This is a genomic window from Pseudoduganella albidiflava (assembly GCF_004322755.1).
GTDB lineage: Bacteria > Pseudomonadota > Gammaproteobacteria > Burkholderiales > Burkholderiaceae_D > Rugamonas > Rugamonas albidiflava.
Genome location: NZ_CP036401.1, coordinates 815413 through 833240 on the forward strand (window position 1 = coordinate 815413; position 17828 = coordinate 833240).

General features: G+C 66.2%; 18 protein-coding genes. 8 read left to right on the plus strand and 10 right to left on the minus strand.

Features of this window, described 5'->3' with window-relative positions; translation table 11 throughout:
- The first annotated feature begins 12 nt into the window (after positions 1 to 12).
- Both EYF70_RS03475 and EYF70_RS03480 read left to right on the plus strand, forming a co-directional pair.
- Entirely contained in the window at positions 13 to 2424 is a 2412-nt protein-coding gene (locus EYF70_RS03475; protein ID WP_131144158.1) for a TonB-dependent siderophore receptor, read from the plus strand.
- A gap of 50 nt (positions 2425 to 2474) precedes the next feature.
- Complete coding sequence (locus tag EYF70_RS03480) at positions 2475 to 4595, plus strand: bifunctional diguanylate cyclase/phosphodiesterase (RefSeq protein WP_131144159.1); 2121 nt, start codon at positions 2475 to 2477, stop codon at positions 4593 to 4595.
- An 18-nt stretch (positions 4596 to 4613) separates the two neighbouring features.
- Here the strand turns inward: EYF70_RS03480 and EYF70_RS03485 are convergent, their stop codons facing one another.
- On the minus strand, positions 4614 to 5432 hold the full coding sequence (locus EYF70_RS03485; protein WP_229420688.1) for a sugar phosphate isomerase/epimerase family protein: 819 nt from the start codon (positions 5430 to 5432) through the stop codon (positions 4614 to 4616).
- Positions 5429 to 6268, minus strand: a complete 840-nt coding sequence (locus tag EYF70_RS03490; protein ID WP_131144160.1) for a phytanoyl-CoA dioxygenase family protein — start codon at positions 6266 to 6268, stop codon at positions 5429 to 5431. The genes EYF70_RS03485 and EYF70_RS03490 overlap by 4 nt, the downstream gene beginning before the upstream one ends.
- A gap of 124 nt (positions 6269 to 6392) precedes the next feature.
- Here EYF70_RS03490 and EYF70_RS03495 point away from each other — a divergent pair, with 124 nt between their 5' ends.
- Positions 6393 to 7316: a LysR family transcriptional regulator gene (locus EYF70_RS03495; RefSeq protein ID WP_229420689.1), complete on the plus strand. Its 924-nt coding sequence runs from the start codon at positions 6393 to 6395 to the stop codon at positions 7314 to 7316.
- 13 nt (positions 7317 to 7329) lie between these two features.
- On the opposite strand, the gene EYF70_RS03500 is transcribed toward EYF70_RS03495, so the two are convergent.
- On the minus strand, positions 7330 to 7572 hold the full coding sequence (locus EYF70_RS03500; protein ID WP_131144161.1) for a hypothetical protein: 243 nt from the start codon (positions 7570 to 7572) through the stop codon (positions 7330 to 7332).
- A gap of 238 nt (positions 7573 to 7810) precedes the next feature.
- On the opposite strand from EYF70_RS03500, the gene EYF70_RS03505 reads away from it, so the two are divergent.
- Complete coding sequence (locus EYF70_RS03505; protein WP_131144162.1) at positions 7811 to 9922, plus strand: putative bifunctional diguanylate cyclase/phosphodiesterase; 2112 nt, start codon at positions 7811 to 7813, stop codon at positions 9920 to 9922.
- Here the strand turns inward: EYF70_RS03505 and EYF70_RS03510 are convergent.
- The 4 genes from EYF70_RS03510 to EYF70_RS03525 form a co-directional block, all read right to left on the minus strand.
- A complete protein-coding gene (locus tag EYF70_RS03510) occupies positions 9892 to 10404 on the minus strand; it encodes a hypothetical protein (protein ID WP_131144163.1) in 513 nt (170 codons plus the stop codon). The genes EYF70_RS03505 and EYF70_RS03510 overlap by 31 nt on opposite strands.
- A 108-nt stretch (positions 10405 to 10512) precedes the next feature.
- Positions 10513 to 10911 (minus strand): hypothetical protein, encoded by a 399-nt coding sequence (locus EYF70_RS03515; protein WP_131144164.1) that lies wholly within the window; start codon positions 10909 to 10911, stop codon positions 10513 to 10515.
- 74 nt (positions 10912 to 10985) lie between these two features.
- A complete protein-coding gene (locus tag EYF70_RS03520; protein WP_131144165.1) occupies positions 10986 to 11165 on the minus strand; it encodes a hypothetical protein in 180 nt (59 codons plus the stop codon).
- A 13-nt stretch (positions 11166 to 11178) separates the two neighbouring features.
- A complete protein-coding gene (locus EYF70_RS03525; RefSeq protein WP_131144166.1) occupies positions 11179 to 11427 on the minus strand; it encodes a hypothetical protein in 249 nt (82 codons plus the stop codon).
- A gap of 621 nt (positions 11428 to 12048) precedes the next feature.
- Here EYF70_RS03525 and EYF70_RS03530 point away from each other — a divergent pair.
- The 3 genes from EYF70_RS03530 (at position 12049) to EYF70_RS03540 (ending at position 13656) form a co-directional block, all read left to right on the plus strand.
- Positions 12049 to 12495: a hypothetical protein gene (locus tag EYF70_RS03530; protein ID WP_131144167.1), complete on the plus strand. Its 447-nt coding sequence runs from the start codon at positions 12049 to 12051 to the stop codon at positions 12493 to 12495.
- 46 nt (positions 12496 to 12541) lie between these two features.
- Positions 12542 to 13168 (plus strand): thioredoxin fold domain-containing protein, encoded by a 627-nt coding sequence (locus EYF70_RS03535; RefSeq protein ID WP_131144168.1) that lies wholly within the window; start codon positions 12542 to 12544, stop codon positions 13166 to 13168.
- A 164-nt stretch (positions 13169 to 13332) separates the two neighbouring features.
- Positions 13333 to 13656 (plus strand): low molecular weight protein tyrosine phosphatase family protein, encoded by a 324-nt coding sequence (locus EYF70_RS03540; RefSeq protein WP_131144169.1) that lies wholly within the window; start codon positions 13333 to 13335, stop codon positions 13654 to 13656.
- A 36-nt stretch (positions 13657 to 13692) separates the two neighbouring features.
- On the opposite strand, the gene EYF70_RS03545 is transcribed toward EYF70_RS03540, so the two are convergent.
- Together EYF70_RS03545 and EYF70_RS03550 are read right to left on the minus strand one after the other, a co-directional pair.
- Positions 13693 to 14781: a sensor histidine kinase gene (locus tag EYF70_RS03545; RefSeq protein WP_131144170.1), complete on the minus strand. Its 1089-nt coding sequence runs from the start codon at positions 14779 to 14781 to the stop codon at positions 13693 to 13695.
- Between the two features lie 184 nt (positions 14782 to 14965).
- Complete coding sequence (locus EYF70_RS03550) at positions 14966 to 16024, minus strand: M29 family metallopeptidase (protein ID WP_131148874.1); 1059 nt, start codon at positions 16022 to 16024, stop codon at positions 14966 to 14968.
- A gap of 154 nt (positions 16025 to 16178) precedes the next feature.
- Between EYF70_RS03550 and EYF70_RS03555 the strand changes: the two genes are divergently transcribed.
- On the plus strand, positions 16179 to 16640 hold the full coding sequence (locus EYF70_RS03555; RefSeq protein ID WP_131144171.1) for a hypothetical protein: 462 nt from the start codon (positions 16179 to 16181) through the stop codon (positions 16638 to 16640).
- Positions 16641 to 16800: 160 nt separating this feature from the next.
- Here EYF70_RS03555 and EYF70_RS03560 read toward each other — a convergent pair whose 3' ends face one another.
- The gene (locus EYF70_RS03560) at positions 16801 to 17754 is read right to left on the minus strand and encodes an IS1595 family transposase (protein WP_131144172.1); all 954 of its coding nucleotides are present in this window, start codon (positions 17752 to 17754) and stop codon (positions 16801 to 16803) included.
- Between the last annotated feature and the right edge of the window lie 74 nt (positions 17755 to 17828).

The window sequence follows — 17828 nt, forward strand, 5'->3', positions numbered from 1 at the left end:
GGAGACCCTTGCATGACCCGTAACAGCTTTGGCCTGAAAACCCGTCCGCATCCTGTTTCACTCGCCATTCGGTCCGCCGCGCCGGTGGCGCTGGCCGCCGCGCTGCTGGCCGGAGGGCCGGCATTCGCGCAGCCCGCCGCCGCGCCAACAGTGCCGGTCAGCCTGGCGGCCCAGCCCCTGGCGGCGGCATTGAACGAACTGGCGCGGCAGGCCGGGCTGGAACTGATCGTGGAACCCGGGCTGGTCGCCGGCCGTGCCGCGCCGGCCGTCGCCGGCACCATGACCGCCCGGCAGGCGCTCGACCGGCTGCTGGCCGGCAGCGGCCTGGTGGCCACGGTGGACGGCAACACCGTCGTCGTCAGCCGCGCGCCGGACACGGCGGCGGAACAGGCCATGGCGCCGATCACGGTCACGGCCGCGGCGCACGAGGAATCCGGCGGGGCGCCCGCCAGGCGTACCGTGTCCGCGAGCAAGACCGATACGCCCATCCTCGAAACGCCGCAATCGGTATCGGTCATCACCGCCGCGCAGCTGGACGCGCAGAAACCGCGCAGCATCGGCGAAGTGCTGGGCTACACCCCGGGCGCCTTCGCCGGCCTGGCCGGCTCGTCGAACCGCTATGACTACGTGGCCCTGCGCGGCTTTGCCGACAGCAGCGTGGACAGCACGCTGCTGGATGGCCAGCGCCTGCTGAGCGACCAGGGCAGCTACAGCTCGATGCAGGTCGACCCCTTCTTCCTCGAACGCATCGACGTGCTGCGTGGTCCGGCCTCCGTGCTGTACGGCCGCGCTTCGCCGGGCGGCCTGGTCGCCCTGACCAGCAAGACCGCGCAGTTCACGCCGCAGCGCAGCATCGGGCTGACGGTGGGCAATCGCAACCGCCGCGAGGGCACGCTCGATCTGACCGGCCCGCTCGGCGACAGCGGCACGCTGGCGTGGCGGGTCACGGCCCTGGCGCGCCAGCTCGATTCGCAGTTCACCGGCGTGAAGGAAGAACGGCTGGCGCTGGCGCCGTCGCTGACCATCCGCCCGTCGAAACAGACCAGCCTGCGCCTGCACGTCTACCTGCAGCGTGACCCCGAAGGCAGCTATCACAGCGGCGTGCCGGCCGATGCGAGCGTGGGCGCAGGCCACAACGGCCAGAAGATTTCCCGCTACTTCTTCGATGGCGATCCCTCCGTCGAGGAGTACCGGCGCGACCAGCGCATCGCCGGCTACCAGCTCGAACATGCATTCAACGACACCTTCACCTTCCGCCAGAACGCCCGCTACGTATCGACCGATACCACGCTGCGCCAGGTCTATGGCGACGGATGGAGTGGCCCGCGGACCCTGGCGCGCTACTACTCCGGCGCCGGCGAGTCCACCCGCGGCCATGCCATCGACAACCAGCTGGAAGCACGCCTGCGCTCGGGCCCGGTATCGCACATCCTGCTGGCCGGGCTGGATTACCAGAAGCGCCATGTGAATGGCCGCTGGGACTGGGGCACCGCCGATCCCATCGACGTGTTCGCGCCCGTCTACGGCGCGCCCGGCATGGTTGTCACGGGCGGCGCGCCGATCGACCGGCACCTGCGGCAAACCGGCGTGTACGTGCAGGACCAGATGGCGATCGGGCGCTGGCGCCTCACGCTGGGCGGGCGCGACGACCGGGTCGAGGCATCGAACCAGATGGCACCGGCCGAGCCGGCCCGCTGGAAGGGCAGCCGGTTCACCAAGCGTGCCGGGGCGGTCTACCTGTTCGACAACGGCGTGGCGCCATATGCCTCCTGGTCGGATGGCTTCAATCCCAGCCTGCGCAACGACCGGCAGGGCAACAACCTGCCGCCCACCGAGACCGAACAGGTCGAAGCCGGCATCCGCTACCAGCCCGAGGGCGGGGCCACGCTGCTGTCGGCGGCCGTGTACCAGCTCAAGCAGAGCAATGTCGCCACCCAGCCGGCCGGCTTCTTCTACTTCGTGCCCGCCGGCGCGGTCCGCGCGCGCGGACTGGAGCTGGAAGCGCGTACGCAGCTGGCGGACAAGCTGTCGCTGCTGGCCAGCTACACCTTCAACGACATGACGTTCCAGGCATCGCCGGCGGGCTACCAGGGCAACACCCCGTACCAGGCGCCGCGCCACATGGCGTCCGCCTGGGCCGACTGGAACTTCCTGCCAGGGTATTCGCTGGGGGCGGGCGTGCGCCATGTCGGCACGAGCTGGGGCGACAACGCCAATACCTTCAAGGTGCCGTCCTACGTGCTGGCCGACCTGGCGCTGAACGTCGACCTCGGACGGCTCGGCACGGCCTTCAGGGGCGCCAGCCTGCGGCTGAACGCCAGCAACCTGTTCGACAAGACGTATGTGGCGTCGTGCATGAGCGCGAGCTATTGCTACTGGGGCGATGCGCGCAACGTCAGCGCCACCCTGGCCTACCAGTGGTGACGCGAAGCTGTTAGCATGGCCCATCGCTTGCCGACTGCCAGGCCACCGCCATGCACCCAACTCCTCCAGCCGATGCGGTATTTTCCATCGAGACACTGCATGACAACCTGCCGGCAGGCGTGGTGGTGCATGGGGCGGACGGCCGCATCGTGTCGGCCAACCGGCTGGCCCAGGAGCTGCTGGGCCGCAGCGAAACCGAGCTGCTCGGCGCCGAAGCCAGCGCCGACACCTGGACCTTCGTGCGGGAGGACGGCTCGCCGCTGCCGCCCGAGGAATTTCCCGCCAATCTGGTGCTGAAGACGGGCCGCAAGCTGTCCGGCCTGGTCGCCGGTGTCGTCGGCCCCGGGGGGACCTGCTGGCTGCTGTGCAACGCCTACCCGGAATTCGACGCGGCCGGTTCGGTGCGGCAAGTAGTGGTCTGTTTCACCGACTGCACGGTCCTCAAGAATACCCAGCAGTCGCTGGAAAAGTCCGAAAAGCGCTTGCGGCTGGTACTCAAGGGGTCCACCGACGCGCCGTGGGACTGGGACCTGGTCTCCGGCGAAGTGTATTACTCCGAGCGCTGGTGGAACATGCTCGGCTATGCCAGCGGCGAGGGGCTGGACGACGCGGGCGCGTGGCGCCGCATGCTGCATCCGGACGACGATGCGATGATCCAGGAATACCTCGGCAGCCTGCTGCCCAGCCAGCGCGACGGCTACAGCCTGGAATTCCGGCTGCGCCACCGGGACGGGCACTACGTGTCGGTATTGTCGCGTGGCTACGTGCTGCGCGACCCCGCCGGCAAGGCCTTGCGGATCTCCGGCGTGAATACCGATCTCACCGAGCGCAAGGAAACCGAGCGCCGCATCTACGAGCTGGCTTTCTTCGACCACCTGACGGGCTTGCCGAACCGGCGCTTCCTGATCGGGGAACTCGACCACGTGCTGGCGCGCGGCCGGCGCTCGGGGCATTACTGCGCGCTGCTCTATCTCGACCTGGACAATTTCAAGCTGCTGAACGACACGATGGGGCACGACCTGGGCGACATGCTGTTGCGGCAGACGGCGCAGCAGCTGCGGTCCACGGTCCGCCACAGCGACCAGCTGGCGCGGCTCGGTGGCGATGAATTCGTCGTCGTGCTGGAAGGCCTGGGGCCATCGCCACGTGGCGCGGCCGCCGAGGCCGCCTGTGTCGTCGCCAAGATCCTGGCGGCCGTCGGCCAGCCCATGCAGCTTGGCGCGCTGCTGTTCAAGACCACCGCCAGCATCGGCATCACGCTGTTCGACAGCAACGAGGCGAACATCGAAACCCTGCTCAAGCAGGCCGACCTGGCCATGTACCGCGCCAAGGCCGACGGGCGCAACACGGCCCGGTTCTTCGACCCGAGCATGCAGGATGCCGCCGACCGCCGCGCCGCGTTCGAGGCGGCCATGCGCGATGGGCTGTCGCTGGGCCAGTTCCGCCTGTTCTGCCAGCCGCAATTCGATTCGCTGGGTGGCGTGGTGGGCGCCGAAGTGCTGGTGCGCTGGCAGCGCGGCGACCACGACCTGATCGGCCCGGACCAGTTCATCGGCTTCGCCGAAGAGTCCGGCCTCATCCTTCCGCTGGGCGAGCACATACTGAAGGAAAGCTGCCGGGCGCTGGCGCGCTGGCACCTCGACCCCAACCTGGGGCGCCTGAAGCTGGCCGTCAACGTGAGCGTGCATCAGATGCGCGACCCCTGCTTCCCGGCGGCGGTGGCGGCGATCCTGGACGGCACCGGTGCCCGCCCGGAGCGGCTGTACCTGGAACTGACGGAGAGCGTGTTCGCCGAAGACATGCACGAGATTTCCCAGCGCATGCACGAGCTGCGTTCGCAGGGCATCTGCTTCGCGCTGGACGATTTCGGCACTGGCTATTCGTCGCTGGCCTACCTCAAGCGCTTTCCGCTGTCGGCGCTGAAGATCGACCGTTCCTTCGTGCGCGACCTGGGTGTCGATCCCGGTTCGGCATCGATCGTCGAAGCCATCATCGCGCTGGCGCGCAAGTTCAAGCTGGACATCGTTGCCGAGGGCGTCGAGGAAGAGGCCCAGCGCGATTTCCTGTTCGATGGCGGCTGTTCGTCGATGCAGGGCTACCTGCTGGGCCGCCCGATTCCGATCGCCGAATTCGAGCATGCCTATGGCGCGGCGGGCATCGGCCACGCGTGAGCGCGCCCGCCTTGCCTTCTACGAATAACGTTCCCGCAGCAACCCCGCCATCGCCACGTTCAGCTCCCACGCATCGGCCACCAGCGCCTGCGTGTACGGCAGCCGGAACGTATAGGGTGCCGGCCCGAACTCGGGCGTGATGGTCAGCACCGCATCGCCGTCGGCACGGCGCAAGGCCACGATGCGGTCCCACCACGCCAGGTGCGCGGCCAGTTCCACCGCATATTCCGGCGCGCGGAAGTCCGGCACTTGCGGACCTTGCGCGTGGCCCACGCGGGCGTGGATGTGCCGCACGCGCGGCAGCACGGCATCGAGCGTGGCCGGCTGGTCTTCCAGCAGCGATTCGCAGGCGGCGCACCAGTGCGACAGGTCCGCCGTCAGCCGCAGCTGCGGCAGCCGCTGCAGGTAAGGGCGCAGCAGCATCGGGTGCCCGGAAAAGCGGCTGCGGTGGATCTCGTGGACGATGGGCACGCCGTATTCGCGGGCGATCGCATCGGCCAGCGCGATCAGTTCCTCGTTCTGTTCCGGGCTGTAGAAGTCCTTGCCGGTATGCGAGTTGACCAGCAGCGGGCGCGCCGCGCAGGCTTGCGCCAGCAGCGATTGCAGCGCTGCGCGGTGGGCGTGGAATTCGCTATGGAACACGGTCTGCCATTGCGACACCACGAGGTCCAGCCCCGCATCGGCGATGCGCCGCAGCCAGTCTTCGCGCTCGGCGCCGTCGTCCGGCAAGGACATCTCGATGCCATCGAATCCGGCCGCCATCACGCGGTCGATGAACTCGGCGGCCGGCACGTCGTTGTTGCCCCACTGCGGGGCGAGGATGCGGATCGCCGTCACGTGAACCCCCGCACCGGGAACGCTGCATCGCGCTGGATCCAGTTGCGCGGCGAGTAGACGGTGCCGCCGTCGGTCACGTGCAGCGTGTACGCATGGCGCGATACCGGCGAGCGGTTCGGCGCGCTGTAGTGGGGCAGCAGGCCGTGGAAAAGCACCAGCGCGCCGGCCTTGCATTCGAGGGGCACGGCGGTGCTGTCGTCCGGCCAGGGCGTGGCGTCCAGCTTTTCCACCCGGATGTCGTCGCCATTGCGAACGAAGCGCTCGCGCAGCGGCGTGCGGTGGCCGCCCGGTTCAGCCCACAGGCAGCCATTGTCCAGCGTGGCGTCTTCCAGCGCGAACCAGAACGTGGTCACGCTGATCGGGTCGGTCTCGAAATAGGTCGCATCCTGGTGCCAGCGCACTTCGCCGCCGATGCCGGGCTGCTTGAAGATATACATCGACTGCCAGACCTGCGGATCGGCCAGGCCGACATCGTGCGCGACCTGCTGCAGGCGCGGATCGTTCGAGAAGGCACGGAAGGCGGGATCGAGGTCGTGCATCGCGTGGCCGATCTTGTTGATCGACAGTTCCTTCGCCTGGCGCAACTGGCCGTCCGGGCCGAACGCTTCTTCCTCGAAGAAGCAGCGGATCGTGTTGTCCGAGCGGAGGAAGTACTCGTCCGCCTTCTTTTCCTGGTCCTTCGTGGTGAAGATGCCGCTGGCGGCGGCAGGGTCGAAGGCATCGACGATGCGGGCGGCGCCGGCCCGCAATGCGGCGATCTCGTCCGCCGACTTGAATCCTGGGATGACGAGGAACCCGTCCCGCTGGTACTGCTCCTGTTGCGCTGCGCTCAGCATGGCAATGCTCCGATAAGTGATGGCAAGTGATGGCAAGTGATGGCGCGATTGTACGGGGCCGCGCTGTCCACCGGCAGCCATGCAATGGTTGACACATTGTCGCCAAAATGCAGACAATGGGCGGATGGACCAGTTGCGCGCAATGGAAATCTTCGTCGAGGTGGCCCGGCAGCGCAGCTTTTCCGCAGCGGCGCGCCGGCTGGGGATGTCGCGGGCGATGGTGTCGAAGCACATCCTGCAACTGGAAGCCCGCCTGGATGTCCGGCTGCTGCACCGCTCCACCCGGGAAGTCAGCCTGACGGATGCCGGCCAGGCTTACCTGGCGCCGTGCGACGCGGCGGTTAAGGCGGCGCAGGAAGCGGCCCGCATCGTCACGCAAACGGGCGACACGCTGGCCGGGCCGCTGCGCATCCAGGCGCCGTCGAGCTTCGGCGTGGCGTGGCTGGCCGATGCGCTGGCCCGCTTCAGCCAGCCACATCCCCGATTGCAGCCGCTGCTGCACGTGGACGATGCCCTGCTCGACCCGATCGCCCACGGCTTCGACCTGACGATCCGCGTGGGCGGCATCCCGGACAGCCGGGCGCTGGCGATCCGCCCGCTGGCCCCGTGCCGCGCCGTGCTGTGCGCCGCGCCGGCCTACCTGGAACAGCACGGCATGCCGGGCACGCCCGACGACCTGGCGCACCACCGCTGCCTGCACTTTTCCCACCTGACGGACGGTACGGCCTGGCATTTCGAACGGGCAGGGGAGCGGCGCACGGTGCACGTGGATGCCGCGTTCACGTCGAACAACGGCCTGGTGCTGCATCATGCGGCGCTGCAGGGAAGCGGCATCGTGTACAGCACCACCTTCCTGGCCTGGCGCGCGCTGCAAGCCGGCACGCTGGTGGCGGTGCTGCCGGAATGGCAGCTGCCGCTGAATCACCTGTCGGCGCTGTATCCCGCCAGCGGCCGGCCCTCGCCGAAGGTGCGCCAGCTGATCGATTTCCTGGTGGCCGAGTACCAGCCGGTACCGCCGTGGGACGTGGAAATTGGGGGGGTGGGGTGACCGATGGTGGCCGCTAGCGCATCGCCTGGCCTTCCGAGGCGGCATTGCGCTCTTCCTCGGCTTCGGTCTCGTTCATGTCGTCGTCGATCAGGTGGGCCGAGCGTTCCGCCACCCTGACGAGGTCGGTGGTACAGCCCACGTCGGCGGATGCCTCCATGTAGTCGGCGTCAATATTCTCGGCGTCGATCGTGTCCTGCGCTTCCTGCGCGTCATCCTGTTCCGCGCCGGGTACGCTGTCCGGATGGGTAGTGTCCATATGGTGTCCTTTTCACCACCGATTATGTGCCCTTTGCGCCAATAGCCCCGCGAATCGGACACAGCCCGCGCGATAGCGACAAGTCATTGGTTTTTCCCCGCGCAGCACTGTGCACCGCTCGCCTCAGCCGGTCTGGCTGCCCGCGGTCCCGGCGTGTTGCGCACGCGAGCCGCTGGCCTGCCCGGAGAGTGGCAATGTGCTACTGTGGGGAACGCATTGGTGCTGGCTGGGGAACGTGATGAAAATACAGATTCTTGTCGTCACCAGCAATGCGCGCGACCGCACCAGGCTGGACGACCTGCGGCACCAGCCACTGGCTTCCGGCGCCGCCATCGCCTTCCGGTTCGCCGACAGTATCGCCGTCGCGACCGGCCCCCGGCGCAAGCCTTATCCCGACCTGATCCTGCTGAATCCGCTGCGGCTCGGGTGCGCACCCGAGCAGGCCGTCGATGCGCTGGCCATCGCCTTCGATACGATTCCCATCGCCATCCTTGCCGAGGAATATTCCCCGGCGATGCGGCTACCGGAGGGTGCTGGTGCGCACGGGACGTCGTACCGGACCATGATCGTGCTGGAAACCGCCAGCTGGCAAATGCTGCTGGAAGTGTTCCATACCCTCATCGCCGCGGCCGTCGAGCGGCGCGCCGCCCTGCAGTTCTCCAGCAACGAACGGGGTATTCTCGAGGCGATCGCCGATGGCGTCATCGGCACCGACGCCGAAGGCAAGGTGCGGTACCTGAACACGGCCGCCATGCGGCTGATCGCGGCAACGCCGCAGTCGGCCCTGGGAACACCGATCACTGCGCTGATGACGCTGCATGACGACACCACCCTCGAACGGCTGGAACACCCTGCCATGAAGGCGATCGCGACGGGGCAGACGATCCGCCTGCCACGCGGCACCATGCTGTTGCGGACCGACGGCACCGAGATCATCATCGAGGACTCAACCGCCCCCGTGGTCTCCCAGTCCGGCGCGATCCAGGGCGCCGTGATGGTGTTCCACGACGTCACGGATGCGCACGAACTGCGCGCGCAGGTCGACTACCTGGCATGGAACGATTTCCTTACCGGCCTGCCGAACCGCTTCGCGGCCCAGCGCCACCTGAACCGCATCCTGCTCGAAGCGCAGGCCAGGGAATTGCCGCTCGCCGTCATGTACCTGGACCTGGACAAGTTCAAGCTGATCAACGATACGCTCGGCCATGCCGCCGGCGACGCCGTGCTGGTCTCGGTCGCCGCGCGCCTGCGCAGCTGCTTCCGCCTGATCGATCTCGTCAGCAGGCAGGGCGGCGACGAATTCGTTGTGCTGATGGCGCCGGGAGCGGGTACGGCCGATGCGACCCGGGCCGCCGAGCGGGTGCTGGCCGCCATTGCGCTGCCCCATGAAGTGGACGGCAAGGAAGTCCATGTCGGCACCAGCATCGGCATCGCCCTGTATCCCGAACATGGCGTAACGGGCGAAACGCTGCTGCGCCACGCCGACACGGCGCTGCACGGCGCGAAGATCGGCGGACGCAAGGGCTTGCGCTTCTTTTCCCAGGACCTGCTGATCTCCGCCATCCAGCGCAAGGAAATGGAAGACGGCCTGCGCAACGGGCTGCGCGCTGCCGAGTTCGAGCTGTTCTACCAGCCGAAGATCCGCATGGCCGATGGCATGCTGTGCGGCTGCGAAGCGCTGCTGCGCTGGCGCCATCCGGAATGGGGCTGGGTCAACCCGGCGCAGTTCATCCGCAGCGCCGAGGAATCCGGCATGATCGTCCCCCTCGGCAAATGGGTGCTGGAGCAAGCCATCAAGCAGGCCAAGCGCTGGGAACGGGCCGGGCGGCTGGCCGGCCCCATCGCGATCAATGTGTCGGCGCTGGAGTTGCGGCAGTCGGGATTCGTCGACGGTGTCGAGACCTATCTGGCCGATGCGCTGCTGGCCCCCTCGAGCCTTCAGCTGGAGCTGACGGAATCGACCCTGATGCGCGACGCCGGCGGCACCGGCAGCATCCTGCAGCAGCTCAAGAATCTTGGCCTGTCGCTGGCGATCGACGATTTCGGCACCGGCTATTCCAGCCTGAGCTACCTTGCCGAGTTGCCGATCGACCTGCTCAAGGTCGACCGCAGTTTCATCCACGGCATCGACCACGCCGAACCGCGCAAGCAGGCACTGCTGCGGGCCGTGCTGGCACTGGCGGACAGCATGGCGCTGCCCACCGTGGCCGAGGGCATCGAAACGGAGGGCGAGGAAAGCTTCCTCGCGGAGTGTGGCTGCACGCACGGGCAAGGCTATTTCTACAGCCATGCGCTCGACGCGGGTGCCTTTGAAAAAGCCTACCTGATGCCGGGGGGCGGCGTTCCCTGATCATGGCTGGGCGGGGGCGCGGCGCGCCGCCTGCGGTGCGGTTCGAACAGCACGCGCATCACGGTCGCGGTGGGCAAGCCATAAATGCGCAACAGGCTCTCGGCATATTGCCGGCCTTCGGTGGCGGCCAGGCCGATCGCACGCTCGACCGCATAGGCGGCGGCCACGTTGCTCCTTGGCGTGGCCGCACCGGTGTCGCCGCTTTCCCCGCTGTCCCCCTCGGCCGCGGTGGCCGTGCTGGCCGCGCGCTGGCCCATTCCGCCATCCGGTCCGCGCGGCATCGCATCCCTGGCGGCGGAATGCGCGGCATCCGAACGGCGGTGCGGACCGCCACGGCCCAGGACACGCAAGGCCACGCCGCGCGCGGTGCCGCGCGAGCGCAGGTAGTGCCACGCGCTGACGCAGCCCCACAGCGCATCGATCTGGATCGCCGCGTCGATGCGCTGGGCCTGGAGGAGGTCGCTGCGCCGGTCGGAGCTCATCTGGACACCGTGTTCTTGGGACGGGGATGCATGGGGCGAGGATGCCTGGGGTGAGGATGCCTGGGGCGAGGATGTCTGGGGTAAGGAGGGACGGCCACGCCGGGTCGCTCATCGATCGGGCGGCCGTGTACCGGAATCCCTCGCACTGCCGGGCCTGGCACGGCGCGCAAAGGCGACGGCGTCTTCCAGCCTGTCGTAGCGATAGGCGCCGAAGCTGAAGCGGCCGGCGGCGAAACCGATGTCCAGCTCGCGCATCAGGCGCTGCTGTGCCTCGTCCGGCGTGAATTCGGGCATCCATTGCGGACGGAACGCCGGGTCGCGCACGAAGCCGGGAGTGGCGTGCTGTGCGCTTGCGTAGCGCAATGCGTCGTCCAGCCGGTCGTAGCTGTGCTGGCGGAAATGATAGTGCCGCCCGTCGAAGGTGACCTCGAGCGCGGTGCCGGTGTCGGCTGGATTGCTGGCTGGATTGTTGGCTGGATTGTTGGCTGGATTGGCGGCTGGATTCATGGCCTGCTCCTATGGCGCCACCCGCACGGGGCGCCGATGGTGATCCTTGCGGCGGCGGGTTGCATCAGCGCCTGCTAGCGGACGGCGGACGTTGCGTGGCTGCCAGCCGTCGGCTGGACCGGGGTTTTCGCCGGCGCCGCATTATGCGGCCACAGGAACCAGGCCACGGTCACGGCGAACACGATCAGCGCGAGCACCGTCTTCGTCATGGCTGGCTCGCTGGACATCCAGCCGGGCCGGACAAGGCCCTGCATGGGTTGGTTCGTGTCATCGCGCGGCTCCCTTGCAGGCCTGAAAAGGCCAGCGCAGCGGGAAGCGCTCGATCCACGAACGGGCATCCGCGAAGGCGCTGTCATGGGCTTCGTTGGCACTGCCGAAACGGCTGGCCGGCGCGCTGCCTTCATGGCGCAGCTCGCCGGTCGCGCCGACCGTGATACTGCTGAGGTACGTGATCCGTTCGCCAAGGGACTGGCAGTGCACGTCGATCACGTGGCCCCGATACGATTGCATTGGCATGTTGCTTCCGTTATGAGTAAAAATGGCCCGGCTGCGGCTGCAGGAATACGGGAATGATCGTCCGAGCGGGGACGAAAGCAACAGGACGGCAGGCCAAGATGGCCAGTGACGATGACGACCGGGATGGCGGCTCTGCCATGGGGCTGTCAATGGGCTGTCAATGGGCTGTCAATGGGAGCCTGTCGGCGGGACCCTGTCAGCGGGAATCTGCAAGCGGGAGTCTGCAAGCACAAGTCAGCAAGCACAAGTCAGCAAGCTCAAGTCAGCAAGCTCAAGTCAGCAAGCCAATCTCGGCAAGCGTTCATCCGAAAAGGATGGCACACCGTCGTTACAGTGTAACCGTATTGGCCGGCCCCTCCATACTTTATTTGCATGTTTGCCTTGTTTGAATAACGGCGCGGACGGGCATTGCGCGGCGGACTGCCCGCCTTGACCGATCACCCGCCAGCGCGGCGGTACGGAACGCCACGCCCGGGCAGGACTGGGCGGTATGCTACAGTCGAAGGATTGCTTAACAATATGACATTTCCCGCGAAACTGTCGTGCCGGCCTCCACGTCGACCGGAGCACGGCAGCCGAGGGTCCATGCGATCGGGTTCTCAATCTACGACAACGGTGACTATGCGCCCCCATCCCAATCATCTTCTTTCCCTGGCAGCGGCGCTCAGCGCGCTTGCCGCGCTGTTGCACCTCGCATGCATTTACTTTGGCGCGCCGTGGTATCGCGCGCTGGGCGCCGGGGAAGAGATGGCGCGGATGGCGGAAGCCGGATCGTCCTACCCGGCGATCGTCACGCTGTGCATTGCCGGCATTCTCTTCCTCTGGGCGCTGTATGCGCTGTCGGGTGCCGGCGTGATCGGCAGGCTGCCCTTGCTGCGCACCGCCCTCGCCGCCATCACGGCGGTTTATCTGCTGCGCGGATTCGGCGGAGTCTTCGTCATGTCCGACGCGCCGGGACGATCGGCGAATTTCTGGTTGTGGAGCTCGGCCATTTGCGCCGTGTTCGGCATCGTGCATGCCGCGGGCCTGTGGCAATCCTGGGCGCGCCTCGCCCCGCAGCGCCGATAGCCCGGCGGCATGGCCTGGACTTCTAATATTCCACGTTGAAAAATCAATGAAAATAGAAACCCGCCTGCCCATCGCGACGATATCGTTGCTGCTTCTATCCCTGTCCTTATCCCTGTCCGCCTGTACCCCCGCGGTCAAGGTGCGGGAGGAAACGATGATGGAAGCCCACGTGAAAACCATCACGCCCGAGCGGCGCGCCGCGATCATGGCGCGCATCGAAAAAGAGGCCAGGGGTATCTCGACAGGCAGCGGGGCACCGAATAAGGCGTTCGTCTTCTTCGACCCCCATTGTTCCTACTGCAGCGACCTGTGGAGGGCAACGCACTCCGTGGAGAACCAGGTCGATTTCGTGTGGGTGCCGGTCAGCGTGTTCGGCGAAGAAAGCGCTGCGATGGGCGCGGTGATCCTGGAATCGGCAAACCCGGCAGCCATCATGTCGGCGAATGAGGAATCCATGCGCTTGTCGGAAAATCCCCTGGCGATCACGTCGGTGCCGACAGAGGCTGCACTGTCCACCGTGGAAAGCAACACGGCGCTCATGCACGCGCTGGATCCGGCGGCACCGATCCAGTCCGTGCCGTTGATGTACTACCGGTCCGCGAAGGGGCAGATCGAAGTGATTCCGGGCGCGCTGGACGCCGGCGCCCTGAAATCCGCACTGAAGCTCGAATAGCGGCTGCATGCCGGCTGGCAAGTGTTAGCGGGCCAATACTTCAAGCTCTTCTGGAAGGCCCGGATCAGACAATATGCGCTGTCGAGCGACTCAGTCATCATCCCGGCGCCCGGGGATTACTGCCGAAACCGGTATGCTAAATTCGCGCCTTCAACGGAGAAACAATGAAGCGGGCACTTTTCATTTGCAGCAGGAACCGGTTGCGCAGTCCTACCGCGGAGCAGGTGTTCGCGAACTGGCCGGATGTCGAGACCGACTCCGCCGGGTTGGCCAGCGATGCGGCCGTGCCGCTGTCGTCCGAACAGCTGGCCTGGGCCAGCATCGTCTTCGTAATGGAGAAGTCGCACCGGAGCCGGCTGTCGTCGCGATTCCGGAAATACCTGAACGGCAAGCGGATCATCTGCCTGGACATCCCCGACGACTACGAGTACATGCAGCCGGAACTCGTGGAACTGCTCGAGGCGAAGGCCGCCCGGTTCTTGCGCTAGTGCGACTTCACCAGGGTCGAAACGCACAGCGCCGTGCTATCCGCGTGCCCGGGCTGAAAGAATCGGCCGCGGATCGATCGGGGTGTCGAAGATGAAGGTGGTGAAGCCGTGCCGGCACTCGACGGCGATACTGCCCGCATGCTGTTCGGCGACGCTGCGCACGAAGGGCAGCCCGATTTGCCAACCGCCTTCGCCTTTCGCGGCGGTTCTCTTGTAGAGCTGGAAAATCGCTTCCAGCCTTTCCGGGCGGATCGGTGGCCCTTCGTTGGTGATCGACAGTGCCACGCGCCCGCCATAGCAGCGCAGGGTCGCCGTGACAGGCGATCCCTCGTCGCTGTATTCGACGGCATTGGCGAGGAGATTGTCGATCGCCTTCGATATCGAATCCCGATGCCAGTAGCCATGCACGGAACTGCCGACGACGTGCGTGCGGGATGCGGCTGCCGAGCGACGGGTGACGTCCACGAGGACGTCGTGCAGATCGAGGAACTGGAGCTCGGGCGTGTCCGACGTCGGCGGGGTCAGCATCGACATGTCCAGCATCTCCGCCAGCATCGACGCGATGCGCGTCAAGTGGTTCGAGGCAAGCGCTGCAAGCGCATGGGCGGTCTCCGCCTGCCCGGTCCCGGAGATATGGTCGACCGCCATCGCCGCGGCCGACAGCTGGGCACGGATATCGTGTACCGCGGCAGCGCTGAACTGCTCCCGCGCGGCCGCCTTGCTCAGGATGAAACCCGTGATCGATTCGCGGATGGCTTCGTCCAGCAGGGAGTTGAGCCGTGCCGCCTGCTCCGGGGTGATGGCGAATCCGGCGTCTTTCCAGGTCGTGAACAGGACGGTCCGGAACAGCTGAAGCTCGTGCGCGACGGTTTCGACATCGTATGAAGTCAGCCGTGCGCGCTCGCCGCCATGCTCGGACGCCAGCGTCGATTGGCGGTAATTGAAGTGCTCGCCCGAGGCGACTGAACACAGGTGCTCGTAGAAGATCGGCAAGGTATCGAGCAGCAAGGGGGCCGGCAATGCCTGTGCGAAGCGCACCTGTTGACGTACGGCGTCGAGCCAGGCCGCGAAGACGGTATCCCGCAGTAGCATCAGGCGCTGGTGCAGATCGGCAGCATCAACCATGGCTGGACATTCCGGAAAAAACGAACTTCGGAAATCTTACCCGAACGGCGCCGATGAGCGGGCACGCAAGCGCGCATTCACTGGACCCCGGGAAGCCTGGCCATGTTGGCACCGTCAAGGCGCCGCACTCCCGAGTCGATTCGCTGCCCGGGGCGAGGGCGCTCCCGCAGCGGCAGCCGGCACGTCACACCGTCCACGCCCCGCCAGCATAGATCCGCTCGCCATCCAGGTACACCCCCTCGGTCACGGCGAACACGTCCACGTGATAGCGCGCATCCTTGCGCTTCAGTTGCGGCTTCTGGTACTGCCCGTGCTTGGCTCCCAGCGACAGGTGCACGCCGCACATCCGTTCATAGGTACCGATGTCGTCCACCGTGCGGGTAAACGAAAACGCGCGGTTCATGCCGAAGCCCAGTTCGCGCACCCACACATCGCCTTCGTGGGCGCGGATGATGGCCAGCATGTCGTCGAACGCCGGCGTGCTGTTTTCCGCGCCGGTCACGCGGCCCCGCTCGACGATCATCGTGATCGGTTCGGCGGGGCGGTTGACGCGGAACGACGTGTCGCCGAACACGAACACGCGCACGCGGCCATTGACCGCCTCCAGGTCGCGCGCCTCCGTGAACACTTCGCCGATGGGGAACAGGCCGCCCACGTTCTTCATCGCCGAATAGTCGCCGATATTGAGCTTGGCTTCCTCGAACGGCGAGGCATACACCAGCTCGCAGCCGTTGCCGCTGTCGACCACGCCGCCCTGTGCCTTGTCCAGCCGGGCCTTCAGCGCGTGGCCCGTGCCGCGGAAATAGGCCGGGTCATATGCCAGCGCATCGATATACACGAGCGCCTGTTCGCCGGGCATGCGCGACAGGTGCAGGTGCTCGATCACCTTCAGGCCGCGCTGGAACAGCTCCATGCGGATGCGGTATTCGTTCAGGCGGAAGCTGGTGGTCTGGATCAGCACGACCAGGTCGCGCGGCGCCAGGTCCGCGAAGGCAGCCAGCACCGCGTCGGCGGACACTGCGTCGAAGTCGATGAACGTGCCGTCGGGCAGCGCGCGGCGGTAGGCTTCCGTCAGCACGGCGTTCAGCTCGCTGCGGCGGTCGAACACCACCAGCGCCCGGTGCGCGGGCCCGTGCTCGAGCGCGTGGGCGAGCAGGTCGGCCACGTTGCGCGCGGCGGCCCCGGTGGCGGCCTCGCTGGTCACCTTGGCGGCGTCACCGCTGGCGGATGGTGCATAAGTCATCATGTTTGCAAAAGCGGAAATGGAAAACGGCAAAGTGTTGCGGCGAGCACATTATAAGTCGCGTGTCGCTTGTGACTGGCCGCAACCCCAAGTAGAATCGCCGAATATATCCACTCGGCAACACCTATATGGCCGACGCAATCACGGAGCAAAGATGAGCATTACGTTTGGCCAGGATCTGCCGCTGGAGCGCCCCGATGCCGATGGCCGCGCTGCCCTGTTCGTGCCGAAAGCGGACATCAAGGACGATGTCCTGCAACTGGTGCGCAAGGGCGCCGCCGTGGTGGGTTTCGGCAACCACGACCGCAGCGTGACGATCTACTACGAGAGCAACCGCTTCAACGAACCGACGCTGGCCAAGTGGGAACTGAAGGCCCGCAAGGCCTATGCCCGTCTGGTGGACGACCTGCCGACCACGTCGAAGATGACGACCAAGCTGGAATACTTCGAGCAGGTGGGCTACATCAGCGGCAAGGGCATCAACATCCGCCGCATGGACAGCCTGAAGCGCTGGCTGGAATTTTCCGATGCGATGGACACCGCGCCCGCCAGCGAAACCGTGACCTGGGCGCTGCCGCCGCCACCGAAAAAATCGTCCATCGACACCGAGCGCTGACAAAAAAAGCCGATCCGGCGCGATACGGCGATAAAAACCTGTCAAATCAACGCCCCGCCACTGTGCGGGGCGCTTTGTTTTGGCGCTGTTCGCGTTGAATAGCTTTGCCGTTGAGCACGAAACTTTTTCACATGTCGAGCTCGACAAAAGAGCCGATCAGTTAGTCTGGCGCCACGGCAACGCGCAACCAGTGCCGCGGTGCCGTCAGCTCGGCGGCATCGAGCACACGTAGCCAGCCGGTGTAATTCGCCAGGTAGCGGCTGGCGACACCATTGAATCGCCGCAGCCAGGTCTTGAAGCGGCCATGCCATCCGTTGACCCCTTCGATATGGAGTGCGCCGCGCGCCCGGACGCCGGCACGCACATTTATTGCTTCGTGCGTGATGCCGGCCTGCTTCGCGAAAGCCTGGTACGCCTTGGCGGCATCGGTGACGAGCAGGACATCGGCCGCCAGCACGGGCTTCAGGTGTTTCATCAGCTGGCCAGCAGTGACCGGGCCGCGGCCCGTCACGAAATCACAGGTTTGACGGTTGCGGTCACGGGCAACGAGGATGCAGTCCAGCTCCTTGCTGATGCCGCGTCGGCTGGCTTTACCGCCGCGTTTGCGGGGTGGGCGGTCCAGATGCCGGGAGCCTTTTTGTGATTCCAACAAATAAGTTTCATCGGCCTCGACGATGCCTGATAGCTGCGAACGGGGCGCCCGGAGCACGGCGGCGATGAAACGGTGGCGCCATCGAAAGCTGGTCGACTTGGCCACCGCCACGCGCCTGGCTGCCGAGCGCACAGGGGTCGACTCGATCAGGCATAGCAGGTATTGCAGCCACTTGTCGCGCAGGCGCAGACGGGCAAGCGGTGTGCCGGTCAAGGCGTTGAAGCTGCGCCGGCACGCCACGCAGCGATAGCGCTGCAAGCCACTGGCCTGTCCGCAACGATGGGCCCGCTGGCACCCGCAGTGCGGACAAGGCGGTCTCCCGGCGGCTTCCTCGATCAGGCGAAGGCACTGGCCTGGTTGCTCGACGTTGGCCAGGAAGCTGTGCAGCAATGTGACCTGGTCTTCTGAAAGCTGTTGCTGGATCAACGCTTCAATCAATTCCTGAACATCCGCCGCGCCCATGTCGCCTCCTGATATACATGAAGTAGTTCAAATACATGAAGTAGCTCAACAGGAGGTCAGACGATCATTCCGCC

Excerpts from the sequence above, each read along its gene's own strand:
- EYF70_RS03475 (WP_131144158.1), top strand. The coding sequence starts at position 13 with ATGACCCGTAACAGCTTTGGCCTGAAAACCCGTCCGCATCCTGTTTCA.
- EYF70_RS03480 (WP_131144159.1), top strand. The coding sequence starts at position 2,475 with ATGCACCCAACTCCTCCAGCCGATGCGGTATTTTCCATCGAGACACTG.
- EYF70_RS03490 (WP_131144160.1), bottom strand. The coding sequence starts at position 6,268 with ATGCTGAGCGCAGCGCAACAGGAGCAGTACCAGCGGGACGGGTTCCTC.
- EYF70_RS03495 (WP_229420689.1), top strand. The coding sequence starts at position 6,393 with ATGGACCAGTTGCGCGCAATGGAAATCTTCGTCGAGGTGGCCCGGCAG.
- EYF70_RS03500 (WP_131144161.1), bottom strand. The coding sequence starts at position 7,572 with ATGGACACTACCCATCCGGACAGCGTACCCGGCGCGGAACAGGATGAC.
- EYF70_RS03505 (WP_131144162.1), top strand. The coding sequence starts at position 7,811 with ATGAAAATACAGATTCTTGTCGTCACCAGCAATGCGCGCGACCGCACC.
- EYF70_RS03510 (WP_131144163.1), bottom strand. The coding sequence starts at position 10,404 with ATGAGCTCCGACCGGCGCAGCGACCTCCTCCAGGCCCAGCGCATCGAC.
- EYF70_RS03515 (WP_131144164.1), bottom strand. The coding sequence starts at position 10,911 with ATGAATCCAGCCGCCAATCCAGCCAACAATCCAGCCAACAATCCAGCC.
- EYF70_RS03520 (WP_131144165.1), bottom strand. The coding sequence starts at position 11,165 with ATGCAGGGCCTTGTCCGGCCCGGCTGGATGTCCAGCGAGCCAGCCATG.
- EYF70_RS03525 (WP_131144166.1), bottom strand. The coding sequence starts at position 11,427 with ATGCCAATGCAATCGTATCGGGGCCACGTGATCGACGTGCACTGCCAG.
- EYF70_RS03530 (WP_131144167.1), top strand. The coding sequence starts at position 12,049 with ATGCGCCCCCATCCCAATCATCTTCTTTCCCTGGCAGCGGCGCTCAGC.
- EYF70_RS03535 (WP_131144168.1), top strand. The coding sequence starts at position 12,542 with ATGAAAATAGAAACCCGCCTGCCCATCGCGACGATATCGTTGCTGCTT.
- EYF70_RS03540 (WP_131144169.1), top strand. The coding sequence starts at position 13,333 with ATGAAGCGGGCACTTTTCATTTGCAGCAGGAACCGGTTGCGCAGTCCT.
- EYF70_RS03545 (WP_131144170.1), bottom strand. The coding sequence starts at position 14,781 with ATGGTTGATGCTGCCGATCTGCACCAGCGCCTGATGCTACTGCGGGAT.
- EYF70_RS03550 (WP_131148874.1), bottom strand. The coding sequence starts at position 16,024 with ATGACTTATGCACCATCCGCCAGCGGTGACGCCGCCAAGGTGACCAGC.
- EYF70_RS03555 (WP_131144171.1), top strand. The coding sequence starts at position 16,179 with ATGAGCATTACGTTTGGCCAGGATCTGCCGCTGGAGCGCCCCGATGCC.
- EYF70_RS03560 (WP_131144172.1), bottom strand. The coding sequence starts at position 17,754 with ATGGGCGCGGCGGATGTTCAGGAATTGATTGAAGCGTTGATCCAGCAA.